We start from the raw sequence: 20564 nt of genomic DNA on the forward strand, positions 1-20564 counted from the left end.
ATTGCGCGGCTTTTGTGTGTCTGGCAGCCTCACTTCGCAAACAACTGCCCAATATCCCTGAACGCCTTGAACTCCAGCGCATTCCCGCACGGATCAAATAGAAACAACGTCGCCTGCTCCCCCACCTGCCCCTTGAACCGAATATGCGGTTCCAGCACAAAACGAGTTTCCCTGGCCTGCAGACGTTCCGCCAAGGCATGCCAATCTTCCCAGCCCAGCACCACGCCAAAATGCGGCACAGGCACATCGTGGCCGTCTACGGCATTGGTGTGGGCGGCCTCCTGCGAGGCGGTTTTCGGGTGTTCGTGGATCACCAATTGGTGGCCGAAGAAGTTGAAGTCGACCCAATGGTCGCTGTAGCGGCCTTCTTCCAGGCCGAAGACGTCGCCGTAGAAGTGCCGCGCGGCGGCTAGGTCGAATACCGGAATTGCCAGGTGAAAAGGCGCAAGTGTCATCAGGTCAAACCTCTATGGGCGTTAAGTGCATCGAGTTTAGCCTTGCTCCTGACGATGAAAAGACGATAGTTTTTGCATCGAGCTCAAATTATTTCGATCAATCGAGAGGCCCATGCTGCGCGAACTGAAAACCTTTATTGCGGTAACCCGGCACGGCACGTTCGCAGCGGCAGGCATGCATATCGGGCTGACGCAGTCGGCGGTCAGTGCACAGATTCGTCAATTGGAGCAGGCCCTCGGCGTGCCGCTGTTCGACCGCACCGGACGCCAGGCCACGCTGAATGCTGCCGGGCTACGCGCACTGCCGCTGGCCAAGGAGATTCTGGAAACCTTCAACCGCATGGCGGTACCGGTGGATGCCAACGAGTACCGGGGCGAGTTGAAAGTCGGCGCCATCACCACCGCGCAAACCGGTTTGCTGCCCCAGGCGCTGGTGCGTTTGCGCCAGGCGGCGCCGGCGGTGGAGTGCAAGCTGATACCGGGTGTGTCCCTGGAGCTGTTGAGCCAGGTAGATGCAGGCGAATTGGACTCGGCCATCATCATCCGTCCGCCCTTCGACCTGCCCAAGGAGTTGCATGTGCAGGTGCTGCGCAAGGAACCGTTTGTGCTGATCGTGCCTGACAGGCTAGCGGGTGATAACCCTCTGCAACTGCTCGCGACGCAGCCTCACGTGCGTTATGACCGGGCCTCATTTGGTGGTCGGTTGGTCAGCCGATTCCTGCGTGAGCAGAAGCTTGACGTGCAGGTGGCGCTGGAGTTGGACGAGTTGGAGGCCATCGTCAAGATGGTCGAGTGTGGCCTGGGTGCATCGCTGATTCCTCAGGCCGGGTTGTGGCTGGAACGCTCGCCCAAGGTAAGAATTATCCCGCTGGGCAATCTGACCTTTTACCGCGAAATCATCCTGCTCAGTCGCTACAACCAGCGCCAACTCCCCGTACCGCAACTATTTGCCCGCTGCCTGCTCGCTGACGCCAGCCTGTAAGATGCCTGCTTATTGCCCCCGTTTCGGAGCCCTCACCTTGCCCGCCCTAGATGAAATCGATCGCCAACTGATCGCCGCCTTGCAGATCAACGCCCGCGAAAGCGTGGCCATGCTCGCCCGGCAGTTGGGCATCGCGCGCACCACGGTGACCTCTCGCCTGGCGCGCCTGGAGAAAACCCAGGTGATCACCGGCTATGGCGTGCGCCTGAGCCAGCGGGTGGCGGACGGAGGTTTGCAAGCCTACGTGGGCATCACCGTGCAACCGCGCTCGGGCAAAGAGGTGTTGCGCCGGTTGAGCGCCATGGCCCAGGTGCAGCAGCTGTGCGCGGTGAGTGGCGAGTTCGATTACGTCGCCTGGCTACGCACGGATTCGCCTGAGCAGTTGGATCAATTGCTCGACCAGATCGGCAGCGTGGACGGCGTGGAGAAAACCACGACTTCGATCATCCTCAGCAACAAATTGGATCGCGGCCAGCCAGTTTGACCGCAAGCTTCGTCACTTTGACTAAAAACAGATCATTACGACGACACATTGCGTCTTATTAACGTACGCAACGCTCCCTAAACTGGCTACCATCTTTTCCTATACTCAGCGGGTCGTGCCCCGCCGAGTATCCAGCAAGGTCAGCCATGAACACGTTCAACAAAAACAATCGCCACCCTGCAGACGGTAAAAAGCCCATCACCATCTTTGGCCCGGACTTTCCGTTTGCCTTTGATGACTGGATCGAACACCCGGCCGGCCTCGGCAGCATCCCCGCCGCCAACCACGGTGCCGAAGTGGCGATCGTCGGCGCCGGGATCGCGGGCCTGGTGGCCGCCTACGAGCTGATGAAGCTCGGTCTCAAGCCGGTGGTGTACGAAGCCTCGAAAATGGGTGGACGCCTGCGCTCCCAAGCCTTCGAAGGTGCCGAAGGCATCATTGCCGAGCTGGGCGGCATGCGCTTTCCGGTGTCATCCACTGCGTTCTACCACTACGTGGATAAGCTGGGGCTGGAAACCAAACCTTTCCCCAACCCACTGACCCCTGCGTCCGGCAGTACGGTCATCGACCTTGAAGGCCAGACCCACTACGCGCAAAAACTTTCCGACTTGCCGGTGCTGTTCCAGGAAGTGGCGGACGCCTGGGCCGATGCCCTGGAAGCCGGGTCGCAGTTCGGCGACATCCAGCAGGCCATCCGCGACCGTGACGTGCCGCGCCTCAAGGAACTGTGGAACAAGCTGGTGCCACTGTGGGATGACCGTACCTTTTACGACTTCGTCGCGACCTCCAAGGCGTTCGCCAAGCTGTCATTCCTGCACCGCGAAGTCTTCGGCCAGGTCGGTTTTGGCACTGGCGGCTGGGACTCAGACTTCCCCAACTCCATGCTGGAAATCTTCCGTGTAGTGATGACCAACTGCGACGACCATCAACACCTGGTGGTCGGCGGTGTGGCCCAGGTGCCCATGGGCATCTGGCGCCATGTGCCGGAGCGCTGCGCCCACTGGCCGGCCGGCACCAGCCTGAGCTCGCTGCATCGCGGCGCGCCTCGGGCCGGGGTGAAGCGCATCGCCCATGCCGCCGATGGCCGCTTTGCCGTCACCGACAACTATGGCGATACCCGCGAATACGCCGCAGTGCTGACCACCTGCCAAAGCTGGCTGCTGACCACTCAGATCGAATGCGACGAAACGCTGTTCTCGCAAAAGATGTGGATGGCCCTGGACCGCACGCGCTACATGCAATCGTCGAAAACCTTCGTGATGGTCGACCGCCCGTTCTGGAAAGACAAAGACCCTGAAACCGGCCGCGACCTGATGAGCATGACCCTCACCGATCGCCTGACCCGTGGCACCTACCTGTTCGATAACGGCGACGACAAGCCAGGGGTGATCTGCCTGTCGTACTCGTGGATGAGCGATGCGCTGAAAATGCTGCCGCAGCCCATCGACAAACGCGTGAAGCTGGCCCTCGACGCACTGAAAAAGATCTACCCGAAAGTCGATATCAAGGCGCGCATCATCGGAGACCCGATCACCGTGTCGTGGGAAGCCGACCCGCATTTCCTCGGGGCCTTCAAAGGCGCGCTGCCGGGCCACTATCGCTACAACCAGCGTATGTATGCGCACTTCATGCAGAAGGACATGCCCGCCGAACAACGTGGGATTTTTATCGCCGGTGACGATGTGTCGTGGACCCCAGCCTGGGTCGAGGGCGCAGTGCAGACTTCGCTGAATGCGGTGTGGGGCATCATGACCCACTTCGGTGGCAGCACTCACCCAGAGAACCCAGGGCCGGGTGACGTATTCGATGAAATCGGGCCAATCGCCCTGGCCGATTAAGGAGCTGAACATGCGCGTCGCCCTGTACCAATGCCCACCGCTGCCGCTGGATGTGGCCGGCAACCTCAAGCGCCTGCACACTTTGGCGCATGAGGCGTCCGGCGCCGATGTGCTGGTGCTGCCGGAGATGTTCCTCACCGGCTATAACATCGGCGCCGAGGCGGTTGGCGCTTTGGCCGAGACGCAGGATGGACCGTCGGCACAGGCGATCGCCGAACTGGCCAGAAGTGTAGGGCTGGCGATCCTGTACGGTTACCCGGAGCGGGCCGAGGACGGCCAGATTTACAACGCCGTGCAGTTGATCGACGCCCACGGCCAGCGCTTGTGCAACTACCGCAAGACCCACCTGTTTGGCGACCTGGACCACTCGATGTTCAGTGCCGGCGGCGATGATTTCCCGCTGGTCGAGCTCAATGGCTGGAAGCTGGGTTTCCTGATTTGCTATGACCTTGAGTTCCCGGAAAACACCCGGCGCCTGGCCCTCGCCGGTGCCGAACTGATCCTGGTGCCCACCGCCAATATGGTGCCGTTCGACTTTGTTGCCGACGTCACCGTGCGGGCACGGGCGTTCGAGAACCAATGCTATGTGGCCTACGCCAACTATTGCGGGCACGAAGACGAGATCCAGTATTGCGGGCAAAGCAGCATCGCCGCGCCGAATGGCCAGCGCATTGCCCAGGCGGGCCTGGATGAAGCCTTGATCGTCGGGGCGCTGGATCGTCAGTCGATCCTGGAGGCCCGTGCTGCCAATCACTACTTGCAGGACCGTCGCCCCGAGTTATACGGCGTGCTGCACAAGCCCTGATCCAGCCGGTTTGTTAGCATAGGCACATCCCACGTTTTGGAAGTGCCCATGCCTGCGCCGGCCCACCCTCATCACCTTCACTTGACCCTCGCCAATGGCTTGCGGGCTTCCTTGCAGCATGCGCCACGTCTCAAACGTTGCGCCGCCGTTTTGCGCGTAGCCGCGGGCAGCCATGACGTGCCGCTGGCGTGGCCGGGGTTGGCGCATTTCCTGGAGCATTTGATGTTCCTGGGAACCGAGCGTTTTCCCACAAACGAAGGGTTGATGGCCTACGTGCAACGTCATGGGGGTCAGATCAATGCCAGCACCCGTGAGCGCACCACGGAATTTTTCTTTGAGCTGCCAGTTGCACTGTTTGCCGGTGGATTGGAGCGTTTGGCTGACATGCTGAGCCACCCGCGCCTAGCGCTGGAGGACCAGTTGCGTGAGCGCGAGGTGCTGCACGCCGAGTTTGTCGCCTGGTCCCGCGATGCCAAGGCGCAGCAGCAGGTCGCGTTGCTGGAAGGGCTGGCGGCGGATCATCCGCTGCGGGGTTTCCATGCAGGCAACCGCGACAGCCTGCCGGTGGAGCGCGAGGCATTTCAGCAGGCGTTGCAGGAATTCCACACGCAGTTCTATCAGAGCGGGCAGATGACCTTGAGCTTGGCGGGTCCGCAATCACTGGAAGCATTGGAAGCCTTGGCACAGCCGTTCAGCGAGCAACTCACCTCAGGACCGCTACGCCCACAATCCGCTCCACCGGCATTGATGCAGGGCGCTGCGTGGAGCTATCAGCACATCACCCACCATCACTTGCACCACGTCATCGCCTGCAATGCTCCACGGGAAGCACTGGCGTTTCTCTGTACCTGGCTTAACGCCTCGGCACCCGGCGGATTGCTGGCTGAATTGAAGACGCGGCAACTGGCGGCTGCCCTGCAGGCGTCTGTGATTTATGACTTCGCCGGGCAGGCTGTGTTGGATATCGACTTCACCACCCAAAGCGAATCGGCTACGCAAATCGAGGCGTTGCTGCACGACTGGTTGAGCTTTTTCGCACACAGCGACTGGACATCACTGCGGGAAGAGTTCGCGCTGCTGGCCGCGCGTCAACAGCAGGTCCAAGGCGCCCTGGCCTTGGCCCGAAAGGACAGCAAAGGCCTGTCGGAAGAGGACGTCGTCGCCCTCAAAGCCACGCTTGATTCGCTGCACCTGCCGCCCTCCGAGCACTCATGGCAACTGCCACCGAACAACCCATTCCTGCGCCCACCGGCCAAGGAAGAACGCGCCGGCCTGATTCGCGGCCAGACCAGCGCTCACCGGGGCTTGCGCACCTTTGCGCAGGATCGCTCCCGTGGACGTAGGGAAGTGTCGGCGCTGACCTTCAGTCAGGCATTGGTAGACGACGGTGATGAAGGTGCGCTGTATCTGCAATGGCGATCAGCCCCCTCCGGCCTGGAAAACGCTTTGCAGCCATTGCGCGAGCATGCCCGTCAGGCGGGCGTCGAATTGTCGTTCGAAAGCCTGGGCCAAGACTGGCAGGTGAAAATGATTGGGCTGCAGGAGCCCATGCCGGCCGTGCTGGACGCGTTGGCGCAAAGCCTGAATGAACCGCAAGAGGCCCCACCCGCCTCACCGCCGATGATCGCCATCCGTGAATTGCTCAAGGCGCTGCCCGCTTGCTGCAACGGGCACAATCCCGAATCGGCATCGTGGTCCACTGCGCGCTGGCACGGCCTGGGACTGGGTTTTTCGGCAGCGCACGAAGCCGCGATCAAGACCGCAGCGGCCCGTCTGCCAGGGCAGCCTGCACACCTCGATCATGTTCTGCCCCCTCTCGGCGGCCAGCGTATCTGGCATGAGATTAAAACTGATGCTGATGAAGCTGCACTGCTGCTGTTTTGCCCAACGCCAAGTCAGTCCCTGGCGGATGAAGCCGCCTGGCGACTGCTTGGCCATCTGCTCCAAGGCCCGTTCTACCAGCGCCTGCGCGTCGAGTTGCAAATCGGCTACGCCGTGTTCAGCGGCATCCGACAGATCAATGGCCAGACCGGCCTGCTATTCGGCGTGCAATCTCCCAGCGTGTCGCTGGAGGGCATCGTTGATCACCTGCAAGTATTCCTGAAACAAATGCCAGCCCTGATCGATAGCAGCGCCGACTTGGGCAACATGGCTTTGGCACAGCAATTCTCAGCGCAGGAACTGCCCAGCGCCCAAGCCGCCGAATTGTTGTGGCACGCCCATCTGGCGGGCCACTCGTCGGGCTACCTGGCTGACCTTCAATCCCACATCCAAACCTGCACCCGCGAAGCGTTACAGCTCGCCGCCCAGCAATTGAACGACGCCGCAGGCGGCTGGCGCTGCGTGGCCAACGGCCCGTGCACCTTAGCTAGCTGGCAAGCGGCTGACTGATCATTGCCGCCCCTGCAAAAGGCTTTTTCCACCAAGACAGCGCTAACTTGAAAAGAATTGCGTAACATTCCCACGCACACATCTGAACATCTCCGACTGGAGGTGGACTATATGTATTACTTGGTAGTAAACGTCCCATCCCTTCGTAGGAGTAAGAATATGACCTGGTCCAAACCTGCTTACACTGATCTGCGCATCGGTTTCGAAGTCACCATGTACTTCGCCAGCCGTTAATCCGCTGGGTAATACAACGCCTCGGTTCGCCCGGGGCGTTTTTGTTTTGAGCTTGATGGAGCTGCCATGTTTGTCCAGATTCTAGGTTCCGCCGCCGGCGGTGGGTTCCCGCAGTGGAACTGCAACTGCGTGAACTGCGCAGGTTTTCGTGATGGCAGCCTGCGGGCCCAGGCGCGTACCCAATCGTCCATCGCGATCTCCGACGATGGTGTGAACTGGGTCCTGTGCAACGCCTCGCCGGATATCCGCGCGCAACTCCAGGGCTTTTCACCGATGCAACCTGGCCGCGCCCTGCGCGACACCGGCATCAGCGCAATCATCCTGATGGACAGCCAGATCGACCACACCACCGGCCTGTTGAGCCTGCGCGAAGGCTGTCCGCACCAGGTGTGGTGCACCGACATGGTCCATGAAGACCTGAGCACCGGTTTTCCCCTGTTCACCATGCTCACCCACTGGAACGGCGGCCTGGCCTGGAACCGCATCGAACTGGATGCCAGCTTCAGCATCCCGGCCTGCCCCAACCTGCGCTTCACCCCACTGCCACTGCGCAGTGCCGCACCGCCCTACTCGCCGCACCGCTTCGACCCGCACCCCGGCGACAACATCGGCCTGATCGTCGAAGACCTGCGCACCGGTGGCAAACTGTTCTACGCGCCGGGGCTGGGCAAGGTCGACGCGCCATTGCTGGAGATCATGGCCGGCAGCGACTGCCTGCTGGTGGACGGCACGATGTGGGACGACGACGAAATGCAACGCCGTGGCGTCGGCACCCGCACTGGCCGAGAGATGGGCCACCTGGCGCAAAACGGCCCCGGCGGCATGCTCGAAGTGCTGGAGCAATTGCCCAAGCAGCGCAAAGTGCTTATCCACATCAACAACACCAACCCGATCCTCGATGAAGACTCCCCCGAGCGAGCGGAATTGGTGCGACGCAATGTCGAAGTGGCTTACGACGGCATGAGCATTGAATTGTAGGAGCGACCGACATGACTGACACGCCATTGACCACCGCCGAATTCGAAGCCGCCCTGCGGGCCAAGGGCGCCTTCTACCATATCCATCACCCGTACCACGTGGCGATGTACGAAGGCCGCGCGACCCGCGAGCAGATCCAGGGCTGGGTCGCCAACCGTTTCTACTATCAGGTGAACATCCCCCTGAAAGACGCCGCGATCCTGGCCAACTGCCCAGACCGCGAGATCCGCCGCGAGTGGATCCAGCGTTTGCTCGACCACGACGGCGCCCCCGGTGAAGACGGCGGTATCGAAGCCTGGCTGCGCCTGGGCCAGGCCGTGGGCCTCGACCCGGACCAACTGCGTTCGCAGGAATTGGTACTGCCCGGTGTACGCTTTGCGGTAGACGCCTACGTCAACTTCGCCCGCCGCGCCAGTTGGCAAGAAGCCGCCAGTAGCTCGCTGACCGAATTGTTCGCGCCGCAGATCCACCAATCGCGCCTCGACAGCTGGCCGCAGCATTACCCGTGGATCGACCCAGCCGGTTATGAATATTTCCGCACCCGCCTGGGCCAGGCTCGTCGTGATGTGGAGCACGGTTTGGCGATCACGTTGCAGCACTACACCACCCGTGAAGGCCAGGAACGCATGCTGGAAATTCTCCAGTTCAAACTGGATATTTTGTGGAGCATGCTGGACGCCATGAGCATGGCCTACGAACTCAAACGCCCGCCGTATCACAGCGTGACCGACCAACGGGTGTGGCATAAAGGAATCCCCCTATGAGCTTTGATCGCAGCAAGACACCCACCTGGCGCCAGGGCTATCGCTACCAGTACGAGCCCGCGCAAAAAGGCCATGTGCTGCTTTATCCCGAGGGCATGATCAAGCTCAACGACAGCGCTGCGCTGATCGGTGGTTTGATCGACGGCGAGCGCGACGTGGCGGCGATCATCGCTGATCTGGATAAACAGTTCCCCGGCGTGCCAGAACTCGGTAAAGACATCGAGGATTTCATGGAGGTCGCCCGTGCAGAGCACTGGATTACCCTTGCCTGAAAAACCGCCGATTGGCTTGCCGCTGTGGCTACTGGCCGAGCTGACCTATCGCTGCCCGTTGCAGTGCCCGTATTGCTCCAACCCACTGGACTTTGCCGAGCAGGGCAAGGAGCTGAGTACCGAGCAATGGTTCAAGGTGTTTCGCGAAGCCCGCGAGATGGGTGCCGCACAACTGGGGTTTTCCGGCGGTGAGCCGTTGGTGCGTCAAGACTTGGCCGAGCTGATCGCCGAGGCGCGCAGGCTGGGGTTCTACACCAACCTGATCACCTCCGGCATCGGCCTGACCGAACAGAAAATCAGCGACTTCAAGAAAGCCGGCCTGGACCATATCCAGATCAGCTTCCAGGCCAGCGACGAACAGGTGAACAACCTGCTGGCCGGTTCGAAAAAAGCCTTCGCGCAAAAGTTGGAAATGGCCCGTGCAGTGAAAGCCCACGGCTACCCGATGGTGCTGAACTTCGTCACCCATCGGCACAATATCGACAAGATCGACCGCATCATCGAGCTGTGCATTGCGCTGGAAGCGGACTTCGTCGAACTCGCCACCTGCCAGTTCTACGGCTGGGCCCAACTCAATCGTGTCGGGCTATTGCCGACCCAGGCACAACTGGTGCGCGCCGAACGCATCACCAACGAATATCGCGCCAAGCTGGAAGCCGAAGGCCACCCGTGCAAGTTGATTTTCGTCACCCCGGATTACTACGAGGAACGCCCGAAAGCCTGCATGAACGGCTGGGGCAGTATCTTTCTGACCGTGACACCAGACGGTACGGCCCTGCCCTGTCACGGCGCCCGACAGATGCCGGTGCAGTTTCCCAACGTGCGCGACCACAGCATGCAGCACATCTGGTACGACTCGTTCGGCTTCAACCGCTTTCGCGGCTACGACTGGATGCCCGAGCCATGCCGGTCATGCGATGAAAAGGAAAAGGATTTCGGCGGCTGCCGATGCCAGGCCTTCATGCTCACGGGGGACGCGAGCAATGCCGACCCGGTGTGCAGCAAGTCAGAGCAGCACGGCCTCATCCTGCAAGCGCGGGAAGAAGCCGAACACGCCACCCAGACCATCGAGCAGTTGGCCTTTCGCAACGAGCGCAACTCACGGCTCATCGCAAAAGGCTGACGGCCTCAGCGCTTGGCGATGATGTACACCGCGTGCACGATGCCAGGGATGTAGCCGCACAGGGTCAGCAGGATATTCAGCCAGAACGCGCCGGCGAAACCCACTTGCAGGAACACACCCAGTGGCGGCAACAGAATGGCGATGATGATACGAATGAAATCCATGGGGTCAGCTCCAGAAAATCGGCTCGTGTGAGCCGTGTAGCTAATCGACCTTGGGCGTTCGTGAGGGTTCAGTGGGATCTGGCGTTGGGCCATCCGTCATTGCACAGGCAAAAAAACGCCCCCAGCCAAAAGAATCAGGCCGGAGGCGCCGCGTAGACCGCGAGACGGTTCAGGAATAAGGGGGTTAAACGGCGATGCCCTTGCGGCATTGCAGTTGGGCGGTACGCACGCGGGAGAAGGCGCGGGCCAGACGCAGGAGCATTTCGTCGATATTGCTTTTGCTCACGGTCAGGGCCGGGGTGAAGCGCAGGCAGTTGGGTTGCGGGGCATTGATGATCAGGCCTTCGTGCAGCGCTGCCTTTACGACAGCATCCGCAGAATCATCCGACAGCGTCAGGCCCCACATCAGACCATGGCCACGCAATTGACCGTGGTCGTAGCGGTAGGCCAGGCGGGCAAGACCTTCGCCCAGGTACACGCCGGACTCACGCACGTGATCCATAAAGCCGTGCTCCAGCACGGCATCGAGTACCGCCAGCCCGGCCGATGCCATCAGTGCATTACCGTGATGAGTCCCTTCCAACTCACCCACATCGAAACAACAGGCTTTGCCGCGCGCCAGCAGCGCTGCAAGGGGCACCCCGCCGCCCAAGCCTTTGCCGAGGGTGATGATGTCGGCACGTACGCCGTATTGCTGCTCCGCGAGCAAGGTGCCGCAGCGGCCCACGCCGGTTTGTACTTCGTCGAGAATCAGCAGGATCCCCAGTTCACGACACAAGCGCTCGACGCCTTTGAGGTAATGCTCGGTCGCAGGGATGACGCCCGCTTCGCCCTGGATCGGTTCGAGCAGGATGGCGACGGTTTGCGCGTCGACGGCCGCATGCAGCGCCGGCAGGTCGTTGAAGGGCACATGGCTGAAGCCGGGTAATTGCGGTTCGAAACGGTTTTCTGGACCACCCGCCGACGCCGACATCGCTGCAAAACTGCGGCCGTGGCAACCGGCGCTGGCGCTGAGGATGCGATACGCTCCCCCGCGATGCAGCTGGCCCCATTTGCGCGCCAACTTGATCGCGGCTTCAACGGCTTCAGCGCCGCTGTTGAGCAGGTATGCCTGATCGCTGCCGGTGCGATGGCACAGGCGCTCAGCGAGGTTGAGTTGAGCGCGGTTATGCAGGCCGTTGCCGGGGTTGATCAGCGCCTGGGTCTGGTCTGTCAGCGCCTTGATCAACACTTGAGGGCTGTGGCCGAGGCTGTTGGCCGCGTTGCCCTGGCTGAAATCCAGGTAGGCACGGTCCTCGCTGTCCCACAGCCAGGAGCCTTGTCCCCGTACGAAAACTTGCGCAGGGCGGGCGACGGAGGGCATCAGGGAGTCGCTGGAAGACGTATCGCTGGGCACTTCGAAAATCAAATCGTCCAGGCTCGGCGCGGGGCGACGAAACAGATTCATAGCTCGCCCCCAATAGCAATCGGACCTTGGTCGGTGCGATACGCCTGTGCTGCCTTGAGGTTTTTTGCCTTGCCTATGTAAACGCTACCAACATAAACGCTGTTCATTGCCCGATCCGGCCCTGTAAGCCCTGCGAATAGGCGCTAGACTAGGCGCCTCAAGGGCCAACAGCCATTTCGTTTTTCCAGCTTTTTCGATAAGTAAGTCTTATGGATTTCAAGCAACTGCGTTATTTCGTCGCGGTGTATGAGGAAGGCCACGTAGGCCGTGCCGCCGAGCGTCTGTCGATCTCCCAACCGGCGCTGTCCCAGCAGATCCGCCAACTGGAGCAGAACCTGGATGTGAGCCTGTTCGAGCGCAGCAGCAAGCGCCTGCTGCCGACACTGGCGGCGCACACGCTGTACAACCATGCCTTGCCGCTGATCGATGGCCTGCAACAGGCGGTTGAAGCCTTGCGCAACTTCAAGGGCCAGGCGATGCGCACCCTGGCCATCGGCGTGCTGCAAACTGTGCACACCAGCCTGGTGCCACAGATGCTGGAGCGCGTGCGCAAGGCCCAGCCACATCTGGTGGTGCAGATTTACGAATTGACCGGGTTAGAGATCGAGCGCCGACTGCTCAACGGCTCGCTGGATATCGGCATCAGCTACTTGCCGCCGCGCCAGCCGGGACTTCATGGCGTGTTGCTGTATGAAGATGAACTGAAGGTGGTCATCCCCGAGGATCACCCCTTGCGGGAATTCAAGAAAGTCTCGCTGAAGCAGGCGGCGGAGTTGCCGATGTTGCTGCTGGGGGAAGAGTTCCAGGTCCGGCAGATCTGGCAAGGACAGCTGTCCAACCTCGGAAGACGCCCGCAAGTACAGGCGGAACTGAACACCATGGTGGGGATTCTCGACAGCCTGCCCCACACAAAACTGGCGACGGTGCTGCCGGGCCGCTCTCAGGACGAACACAACAGCCAGTCGCTGCTGTGGAAACCCTTGAGTGAACCCAGGGTGCCGCTGAAAGTCGGCCTGGTGTGCCGCGATGTGCAGCGCCAGCAAGCGACGGTGGCGTTGCTGCGCACCCTGCTGGAAGACGTGATGAATGCCCCGCAGGCGCAGCCCTGAATTCAAGAGGCTGACTTTTTCGCGGGCAAAAGAAAACCCCGCCGAAGCGGGGCTTTGCAGACTGTTTCCCTGACATCCATTTCACTCCGCCGTCCTGGCAGAATCCTACGTGTCCGTGTTGTTGCTTTGCGCTTCCTGCGCGACGTCCATGTGAAGTAGATTATCCGTGGATCCAATCTGGCGATAGAGGACGATTAGCAGCACGTCATGTAAGAGAATGCTTACACGCCCTCCACGCCCTTAGAACAGGGCCTCATCCAGCAGGAACAGCGATTCGCTACCGGCTTTTACCGACGCACTCAGCGAATGGATGCGTGGCAACAGGCGCGCAAAGTAGAAGCGCGCAGTGCCCAATTTGCTGGCGTAGAAGTCTTCTTCAGACTCCTTGCCCAGCGCAGCCTTGGCCATGCGCGCCCACATGTAGGCGTAGGCCATGTAGCCAAAGGCGTGCAAATACTCCACCGACGCCGCGCCGATTTCATTCGGGTTGGTCTTGGCGCGGTCCAGCACCCAGGCGGTCAACTCATCCAGGTTATCCACTGCCGCGCCCAGCGGCTTGGTGAACTCCGTCAACTCGGCACCCGCCGAGGCAATGAACGCGCGGATCTCATCGGCAAACAGGGTGTAGAACGTCCCGCCGCTGCCGACGATCTTGCGCCCCATCAAGTCCAGTGCCTGGATGCCGTTGGTGCCTTCGTAGATCTGGGTGATGCGCACATCACGCACCAGTTGCTCCTGGCCCCACTCGCGAATGTAGCCATGGCCGCCGAACACCTGTTGGCCGAGCACAGTGGTTTCCAGGCCCAAGTCGCTCAAGAACGCCTTGGCTACCGGGGTCAACAACGCGACCAGGTTATCGGCACGCTCACGCGCAGCAGCATCGTCACTGAACTTGGCGATGTCCAGTTGCGTCGCCACATAGGTGGAGAACGCCCGGCCACCTTCGTTCGCGGCCTTCATGGTCAGCAACATGCGGCGCACGTCGGGGTGAACGATGATCGGATCGGCCACTTTGTCTTTGTGCTGAGCGCCGGTTGGCGCACGGCTTTGCACGCGGTCGCGCGCATAGTCGATGGCGTTCTGGTAGGAACGCTCACCGGACGCCAGGCCCTGGATGCCCACCCCCAGGCGCTCGTAGTTCATCATGGTGAACATCGCCGCCAAGCCACGGTTCGGCTCGCCCACCAGGTAACCCACGGCTTCGTCGAAGTTCATCACGCAGGTCGCCGACGCCTGGATCCCCATCTTGTGCTCGATGGAACCACAACTCACGGTGTTACGTGTGCCCAGGCTGCCGTCGGAATTGACCATGAACTTCGGCACCAGAAACAACGAGATGCCCTTGGGACCGGCCGGTGCGTCCGGCAGCTTGGCCAGCACCAGGTGGATGATGTTGTCGGTGAGGTCGTGTTCACCGCCGGTGATAAAGATCTTGGTGCCGCTGACTTTGTAGGAACCGTCCGCCTGTGGCTCGGCCTTGGTGCGGATAATCCCCAGGTCAGTACCGGCATGGGCTTCGGTCAGGCACATGGAGCCGGCCCATTCACCGGAATACATCTTCGGCAGATAAGCCGCCTTCAGTTCTTCGCTGGCGTGGGTGTTGATCGACACGCAGGCGCCGGAAGTCAGCATCGGATACAAACCGAACGCCAAGCTCGACGAGTTGATCATCTCTTCAACCTGGGCCGACACTGCCTTGGGCATGCCCATGCCGCCGAACATCGGGTCACCACCTACACCCACCCAGCCGCCTTCGGCATAGGTTTTGTAGGCCTGTGGAAAACCGTCCGGCGTGAACACAGCGGTGTTGTCCCAGCGGCAACCCTGTTCATCGCCACCGCGGCTGAGCGGGGCGATGGATTTGGCGGTGACCTTGCCGGCTTCTTCGAGGATGGCCTCTACGGTTTCGGCGTCAACGGTGTCTGCCAATGCCGGCAATTGGGCCCAAGTGGTGGCGACCTCAAAGACTTCGTTGAGGACGAAGCGCATATCACGCAGCGGCGCTTTGTAATCAGCCATGGCAAACCTCGTGAGAACGTGAAAAGTAATTCGGTAAGAGTCGGTTTTACAGGCTCAGAGTGTACCCGAACAACTTTTCAGACACATAGGGTCCACTTGTGACTGATTGGTATTTTTAAGTCATTACAGCGCAAATGCCTCCGCAGGCAGACTCATCAGGCATTCGCTGCCCGCTTCCACCGCAGCGCGGTGGGTGGCGGTACGTGGCAGCAGGCGCTTGAAATAGAAGTCGCAGGTCGCAAGCTTGGCCTTGGAGAAATCCGAGTCCGGTTGCTCAAGGGCAGCCATCGCCATGCGCAACCACAGGTACGCGAGTATCACGTAGCCGCTGTACATCAAGTAATCCACGGCCGCCGCACCCACTTCATCGGGGTTCTTCATCGCGGCCATGCCGACTTTGGTGGTCAGTTCGCCCCATTCCCCGTTCAGTTGGTTGAGCTGCGCCACAGAGGCCTTGAGCTGCGGGTGCTCGGCATTCGCCGCGCAGAACTTATGCACGATCTTGGTAAAGCCGCGCAGCAACTTGCCCTGGCTGCCCAACACCTTGCGCCCCAGCAGGTCGAGGGCCTGGATGCCGTTGGTACCTTCATAGATCGGCGCAATCCGCGCATCGCGAGCCAGTTGCTCCATGCCCCACTCGCGGATGTAACCGTGACCGCCGAAGATCTGCATGCCGTGGTTGGTCACCTCAAGGCCGGTGTCTGTCATGAAGGCTTTGCAGATGGGTGTGAGAAACGCCAGCAGGTCTTCAGCGTCCTGGCGCTGGGTGGCGTCGTTGCTCAGGTGCGCGGTGTCGAGCAACTGTGCGGTGAAGTAGGTCAGTGCGCGATTGCCTTCGTTGAAGGCCTTCATGGTCAGCAGCATGCGGCGCACATCGGGATGCACGATGATTGGGTCGGCGGCTTTATCCGGGGCCTTGGCACCGGTCAGCGAACGCATCTGCAGGCGGTCGTTGGCGTATTTGATCGCGCCCTGGAAGCTCGCCTCACCATTGCACAGGCCCTGCATCCCGGTGCCCAGGCGCGCGTGGTTCATCATGGTGAACATGCAGTTGAGGCCTTTGTTCGCCTCACCGATCAGGAAGCCCTTGGCGCCGTCGAAGTTAAGCACGCAGGTGGCCGAGCCCTTGATGCCCATCTTGTGTTCGATAGAGCCGCAGTGCACCGCGTTACGCTCACCCGAGTCCGCATGGAACTTGGGCACGATAAACAACGAGATGCCCTTGGTGCCCGCCGGTGCGTCCGGCAATTTGGCCAGCACCAGGTGGATGATATTGGCGCTCATGTCGTGTTCGCCGGCCGAGATGAATATCTTGCTGCCGGTGACCGCATAGCTACCGTCCGCCTGGGGCACGGCGCGGGTCTTGATCAGGCCCAGGTCGGTGCCGCAATGGGCTTCGGTGAGGCACATGGTGCCGGTCCATTCGCCGGCGGTGAGTTTGTTGAGGAACGTGTCTTTCTGCTCGGCGGTGCCGTGGGCGTGGATCGCCGACATCGCGCCGTGGGTCAGCCCTGGGTACATGCCCCAGGAGGTATTGCTGGAGCCGATCATCTCGCTGAGCACCAGGCCCAGCGACGACGGCAAGCCCTGGCCGCCGTAGGCCGGGTCTGCCGCCACACCGTGCCAGCCACCTTCCACGTACTGGGCGAAGGCTTCCTTGAAACCCTTGGGCGTAGTGACGACGCCATTGTCGAAATGGCAGCCTTCTTCGTCGCCGCTGCGGTTGAGCGGCGCGAGTACGTTTTCGCAGAATTTGGCGCCTTCTTCGAGAATCGCGCTGACCATGTCCGGGCTGGCATCGGTCGCGCCCAAGGCGGCGTAATGGCCGTGGAAATCAAACACGTCGTCGATCAGAAAACGCATGTCACGAAGGGGAGCTTTGTAATCAGGCATGGCAATGTCTCCGTCAGCAGATGGTTTCAACCTACTGCCGGGCATTGCCTCGGACAATCACTGTAGCGCTGCTGAATACAGCGCCATTACTCAACCGGCAGCGCCCTCTGTGCGCACCGCGCCACGACGGGTTTGCCCGGCGGCAACCACGCAGTTGCGCCCGGCGCCTTTGGCGGCATACAACGCCTGGTCGGCGGATTTGAGTACTTCTTCCGGTGTGCGCTGCTCGGCCTGGCGCTCGGCCACGCCGATGCTGATGGTTACCGAAACACTCGATGCGCCACCGCCGGAACGGCGTTGACGGCCTTGGTGATCGTCCTGAGGGCGGTCCGAGTTGCGCAGCTTGATGTCGTAGTCGGCGATGATTTCGCGGATTTCCTCCAGGTGCGGCAGGCATTCCTCCACCGTCTTGCCGGCGAACACCACGGCAAACTCCTCACCGCCATAGCGATAAGCGCGCCCGCCACCGTTGACCTTGGACAGCTTGCTCGCCACCAGGCGCAGCACCTGGTCGCCGACATCATGGCCATGGGTGTCGTTGAAGCGCTTGAAGTGGTCGACGTCGCTCATCGCCAGCACGTAGTTGCGCCCCAGCCGCTGCATGCGTTCGTTCAGTGCGCGACGCCCCGGCAAACCGGTGAGTTCATCGCGAAAGGCCATTTGATAAGCCTCGTGTGCCACACCGGCAGCAATCATCAGCATCACCTGGCTGCACATGATGTTCAGGGTGAACGGCAGGATGAACGTCTGCGGCAACATCCAGAACATCCCCAGCAAACCCACCAGTTGCGCGGCGTGCAGCGGACGTGGCTGATACCAGTACTGCGCCGCCAGGGTCAGGAAGCCGATCAGGAACATCGGGTATGACAGCTGGATCAGGCTCATCCAGCTGCCATGCAGCGCCGGCCAGCGAATCTCCGCCAGCCAATTGAGCACGGCCTGGGGATAACTTTGCTCCAGCGCCAGCGCCACGCTGCCGATCGCCAGCAACACCGCGCCACGGGCGACGAAGTCGCGGAACAGGTGGGTCTTCTCCTGCCATAGCGCGTAGATGCTGAACAGTAGCGGCAACAGCAGGCAGCACAGGTGAAACACCACCGCCGCGTCTTCGCGCACGCGGCCGTTGTCGCGGTAGAAATCGGTCTGGGTATCCAGCAGGAAGTAGGCGATGTACACCGTGATCATCAGAAACAGTTCACGCTGACGGCGATACACCGCGCAGTACGAGCCACCGAGCAACAGCACCAGGGTCGGCAACACGTTGAACAGCGACGTGAAGAAGACGTTGAGGTCCTTGACGTACGCAGCCGAGAGCCCGGCCAGCAAGAGCAGCAACGAAGGTAAAAAGTGACTGAAACGTACAGCGGACACGCGCGACAAGGGTAAAACTCCGACCCGCAGAAATGATGGCACTGTGCCTTGATGCAGACAGTTAAGCACAACCTGGCACGCATGTATCACATTGCCATCACTGTAACGGCAGCCGAACGCAATCCCTGAGCGCTGTGCTGTGGTTTTTTATCACCCATAAAAAAACCGCCGCACCCAAGGGGCGCGGCGGCTTCACGAGAACCCGGTAAGGCTTAGTAAGCCAGGCCGAAGTCTTCTTCTTTCATGTCCATCAGGTTGTTTGCGCCCGACAGCATGGTGGCTTTATGGGCCAGGGTACGCGGCAGGATGCGCTGGAAGTAGAAGCGCGCAGTCTGCAGCTTGGCGGTGTAGAACGCCTCTTCGGTGGTGCCGGCAGCCAGTTTTTCGGCAGCCAGGCGCGCCATGTCGGCCCAGAAGTAAGCCAGGCACGCGTAACCGGAGTACATCAGGTAATCCACCGAGGCGGCACCCACTTCTTCGCGGTCTTTCATCGCGGCCATGCCGACCTTCATGGTCAACTCGCCCCACTCTTTGTTCAGAGCCGCCAGCGGTGCAACGAACTCTTTGACGGCTTCGTTGCCTTCGTTGGCCTGGCAGAACTTGTGCACGATCTTGGTGAAACCCTTGAGCGCTTCGCCTTGGGTCATCAGCACTTTACGGCCTAGCAGGTCCAGGGCCTGGATGCCGGTGGTGCCTTCGTACAGCATCGAGATGCGGCTGTCGCGAACGTTCTGCTCCATGCCCCACTCGGCGATAAAGCCGTGGCCGCCGTAGATCTGCACGCCGTGGTTGGCGGATTCAAAACCGACTTCGGTCATGAACGCCTTGGCGATTGGCGTCATGAAAGCCAGCAGGCCGTCGGCCTGTTTCTTGGCTTCGTCGTCGGTGCCGTATTTGACGATGTCCACTTGCTTGGCGGTGAAGTACACCATCGCACGGTTGCCTTCGGCGAAGGCTTTCATGGTCAGCAGCATGCGGCGCACGTCAGGGTGCACGATGATTGGGTCGGCAGCTTTGTCCGGCGCTTTCGGGCCAGTCAGGGAGCGCATTTGCAGGCGGTCGCGAGCGTACTTCAGGCCGCCCTGGAAGCCGATCTCGGCGTGGGACAGGCCTTGCAGCGCAGTACCCAGGCGAGCGGTGTTCATAAAGGTGAACATGCAGTTCAGGCCTTTGTTCGCCGGGCCAATCAGGAAACCAGTGGCCGCGTCGAAGTTCATCACGCAGGTGGCGTTGCCGTGGATGCCCATCTTGTGTTCAAGGGATCCACAGGTCACGGCGTTGCGCGCACCGATCGAACCGTCGGCATTCGGCAGGAACTTCGGCACGATGAACAGCGAGATACCTTTGGTGCCGGCCGGTGCGTCCGGCAGGCGAGCCAGTACGATGTGGACGATGTTGTCGGCCATGTCGTGTTCACCGGCCGAGATGAAGATCTTGGTGCCGGAGACTTTGTAGGAACCGTCGGCCTGAGGCTCGGCCTTGGTGCGCAGCATGCCCAGGTCGGTGCCGCAGTGTGGCTCGGTCAGGCACATGGTGCCGGTCCATTCACCCGACACCAGCTTGGTCAGGTAAGCCTCTTGCTGCTCGGGAGTACCGTGCTCGGAGATGGTGTTCATCGCACCGTGGGACAGGCCCGGGTACATGCCCCACGACCAGTTGGCGGCGCCCACCATTTCGCTCACGGCCAGGCCCAGGGATTCCGGCAGGCCTTGGCCGCCGTGCTCCACGTCGTGGGCCAGGCTTGGCCAGCCGCCTTCGACGAATTGTTTGTAGGCTTCTTTGAAACCGGTTGGGGTTTTAACGCCCGACTCACTCCAGGTGCAGCCTTCGATGTCGCCCACGCGGTTCAGCGGTGCCAGTACTTGCTCACAAAACTTGGCGCCCTCTTCAAGGATGGCGTCAACCATGTCCGGGGTAGCGTCCTGGCAAGCCGGCAGGCTCTGATAGTGCGCTTCATAGCCAAGCAGTTCGTCACGAACGAAGCGAATATCACGCAAGGGGGCCTTGTAGTCAGGCATAGCGATAAACCTCTGCTGATGTATCTGGAATGAACAACCGCGTGGAATTGTTGTGGCGGTCAAACAGGTGTTTGAAACATACGTTTACCACCTGGGGATGTCAAGCGTCGTCCGGATGCCGTTTGTCATGACGTGAATCAAAGGCGCGCACGGCGACGCCTGCGGCGGGTTGCCACAAGGAGTTCAGAAGGGAATCAAGAATTGTGCAAGCACAACC

18 protein-coding genes are annotated in these 20564 nt (G+C 60.9%); 11 read left to right on the forward strand and 7 right to left on the reverse strand.

Annotation, left to right across the window (positions count from 1 at the left end):
- Nucleotides 1-29: 29 nt before the first annotated feature.
- Nucleotides 30-455: a VOC family protein gene (locus tag ACP7BX_RS06615; RefSeq protein WP_426130556.1), complete on the reverse strand. Its 426-nt coding sequence runs from the start codon at nucleotides 453-455 to the stop codon at nucleotides 30-32.
- Nucleotides 456-567: 112 nt separating this feature from the next.
- On the opposite strand from ACP7BX_RS06615, the gene ACP7BX_RS06620 reads away from it, so the two are divergent.
- The 10 genes from ACP7BX_RS06620 to pqqE all read left to right on the forward strand — a co-directional run bounded on the left by ACP7BX_RS06620 (nucleotide 568) and on the right by pqqE (nucleotide 10326).
- A complete protein-coding gene (locus tag ACP7BX_RS06620) occupies nucleotides 568-1437 on the forward strand; it encodes a LysR family transcriptional regulator (protein ID WP_426130558.1) in 870 nt (289 codons plus the stop codon).
- 37 nt (nucleotides 1438-1474) lie between these two features.
- The gene (locus ACP7BX_RS06625) at nucleotides 1475-1921 is read left to right on the forward strand and encodes an Lrp/AsnC family transcriptional regulator (RefSeq protein ID WP_038843036.1); all 447 of its coding nucleotides are present in this window, start codon (nucleotides 1475-1477) and stop codon (nucleotides 1919-1921) included.
- Between the two features lie 146 nt (nucleotides 1922-2067).
- Entirely contained in the window at nucleotides 2068-3759 is a 1692-nt protein-coding gene (locus tag ACP7BX_RS06630) for a flavin monoamine oxidase family protein (RefSeq protein WP_033898101.1), read from the forward strand.
- Between the two features lie 10 nt (nucleotides 3760-3769).
- Nucleotides 3770-4564, forward strand: a complete 795-nt coding sequence (locus ACP7BX_RS06635) for a carbon-nitrogen hydrolase family protein (RefSeq protein WP_426130560.1) — start codon at nucleotides 3770-3772, stop codon at nucleotides 4562-4564.
- A gap of 48 nt (nucleotides 4565-4612) precedes the next feature.
- Nucleotides 4613-6955, forward strand: coding sequence for a pyrroloquinoline quinone biosynthesis protein PqqF (gene pqqF, locus ACP7BX_RS06640; RefSeq protein WP_426130562.1), 2343 nt, complete (start codon nucleotides 4613-4615; stop codon nucleotides 6953-6955).
- Nucleotides 6956-7114: 159 nt separating this feature from the next.
- Nucleotides 7115-7189: a pyrroloquinoline quinone precursor peptide PqqA gene (gene pqqA / locus ACP7BX_RS06645; protein ID WP_003194766.1), complete on the forward strand. Its 75-nt coding sequence runs from the start codon at nucleotides 7115-7117 to the stop codon at nucleotides 7187-7189.
- A 66-nt stretch (nucleotides 7190-7255) separates the two neighbouring features.
- The gene (gene pqqB, locus ACP7BX_RS06650) at nucleotides 7256-8167 is read left to right on the forward strand and encodes a pyrroloquinoline quinone biosynthesis protein PqqB (RefSeq protein WP_426130564.1); all 912 of its coding nucleotides are present in this window, start codon (nucleotides 7256-7258) and stop codon (nucleotides 8165-8167) included.
- An 11-nt stretch (nucleotides 8168-8178) separates the two neighbouring features.
- Nucleotides 8179-8931 (forward strand): pyrroloquinoline-quinone synthase PqqC, encoded by a 753-nt coding sequence (gene pqqC / locus ACP7BX_RS06655; RefSeq protein ID WP_177110330.1) that lies wholly within the window; start codon nucleotides 8179-8181, stop codon nucleotides 8929-8931.
- On the forward strand, nucleotides 8928-9203 hold the full coding sequence (gene pqqD / locus ACP7BX_RS06660) for a pyrroloquinoline quinone biosynthesis peptide chaperone PqqD (protein ID WP_426130567.1): 276 nt from the start codon (nucleotides 8928-8930) through the stop codon (nucleotides 9201-9203). The genes pqqC and pqqD overlap by 4 nt, the downstream gene beginning before the upstream one ends.
- Nucleotides 9196-10326: a pyrroloquinoline quinone biosynthesis protein PqqE gene (gene pqqE / locus ACP7BX_RS06665; RefSeq protein WP_426130663.1), complete on the forward strand. Its 1131-nt coding sequence runs from the start codon at nucleotides 9196-9198 to the stop codon at nucleotides 10324-10326. The genes pqqD and pqqE overlap by 8 nt, the downstream gene beginning before the upstream one ends.
- 5 nt (nucleotides 10327-10331) lie before the next feature.
- On the opposite strand, the gene ACP7BX_RS06670 is transcribed toward pqqE, so the two are convergent.
- Entirely contained in the window at nucleotides 10332-10490 is a 159-nt protein-coding gene (locus ACP7BX_RS06670; RefSeq protein ID WP_007904205.1) for a YqaE/Pmp3 family membrane protein, read from the reverse strand.
- Between the two features lie 184 nt (nucleotides 10491-10674).
- Nucleotides 10675-11937: an aspartate aminotransferase family protein gene (locus tag ACP7BX_RS06675; protein WP_426130569.1), complete on the reverse strand. Its 1263-nt coding sequence runs from the start codon at nucleotides 11935-11937 to the stop codon at nucleotides 10675-10677.
- Nucleotides 11938-12146: 209 nt separating this feature from the next.
- Here ACP7BX_RS06675 and ACP7BX_RS06680 point away from each other — a divergent pair, with 209 nt between their 5' ends.
- Entirely contained in the window at nucleotides 12147-13046 is a 900-nt protein-coding gene (locus ACP7BX_RS06680; RefSeq protein WP_426130571.1) for a LysR family transcriptional regulator, read from the forward strand.
- A gap of 240 nt (nucleotides 13047-13286) precedes the next feature.
- On the opposite strand, the gene ACP7BX_RS06685 is transcribed toward ACP7BX_RS06680, so the two are convergent.
- The 4 genes from ACP7BX_RS06685 to ACP7BX_RS06700 all read right to left on the reverse strand — a co-directional run bounded on the left by ACP7BX_RS06685 (nucleotide 13287) and on the right by ACP7BX_RS06700 (nucleotide 20347).
- Nucleotides 13287-15065 (reverse strand): acyl-CoA dehydrogenase C-terminal domain-containing protein, encoded by a 1779-nt coding sequence (locus ACP7BX_RS06685; RefSeq protein ID WP_426130573.1) that lies wholly within the window; start codon nucleotides 15063-15065, stop codon nucleotides 13287-13289.
- A 123-nt stretch (nucleotides 15066-15188) separates the two neighbouring features.
- Entirely contained in the window at nucleotides 15189-16958 is a 1770-nt protein-coding gene (locus ACP7BX_RS06690) for an acyl-CoA dehydrogenase C-terminal domain-containing protein (protein WP_426130575.1), read from the reverse strand.
- Between the two features lie 90 nt (nucleotides 16959-17048).
- A complete protein-coding gene (locus ACP7BX_RS06695; RefSeq protein ID WP_426130577.1) occupies nucleotides 17049-18338 on the reverse strand; it encodes a diguanylate cyclase in 1290 nt (429 codons plus the stop codon).
- A gap of 203 nt (nucleotides 18339-18541) precedes the next feature.
- Nucleotides 18542-20347, reverse strand: a complete 1806-nt coding sequence (locus ACP7BX_RS06700) for a phenylacyl-CoA dehydrogenase (protein WP_016977848.1) — start codon at nucleotides 20345-20347, stop codon at nucleotides 18542-18544.
- Nucleotides 20348-20564: the final 217 nt, after the last annotated feature.

It is taken from the genome of Pseudomonas sp. DWP3-1-3b3 (genome assembly GCF_049896305.1).
In the GTDB taxonomy this organism is placed as follows: Bacteria; Pseudomonadota; Gammaproteobacteria; order Pseudomonadales; family Pseudomonadaceae; genus Aquipseudomonas; species Aquipseudomonas azotoformans_A.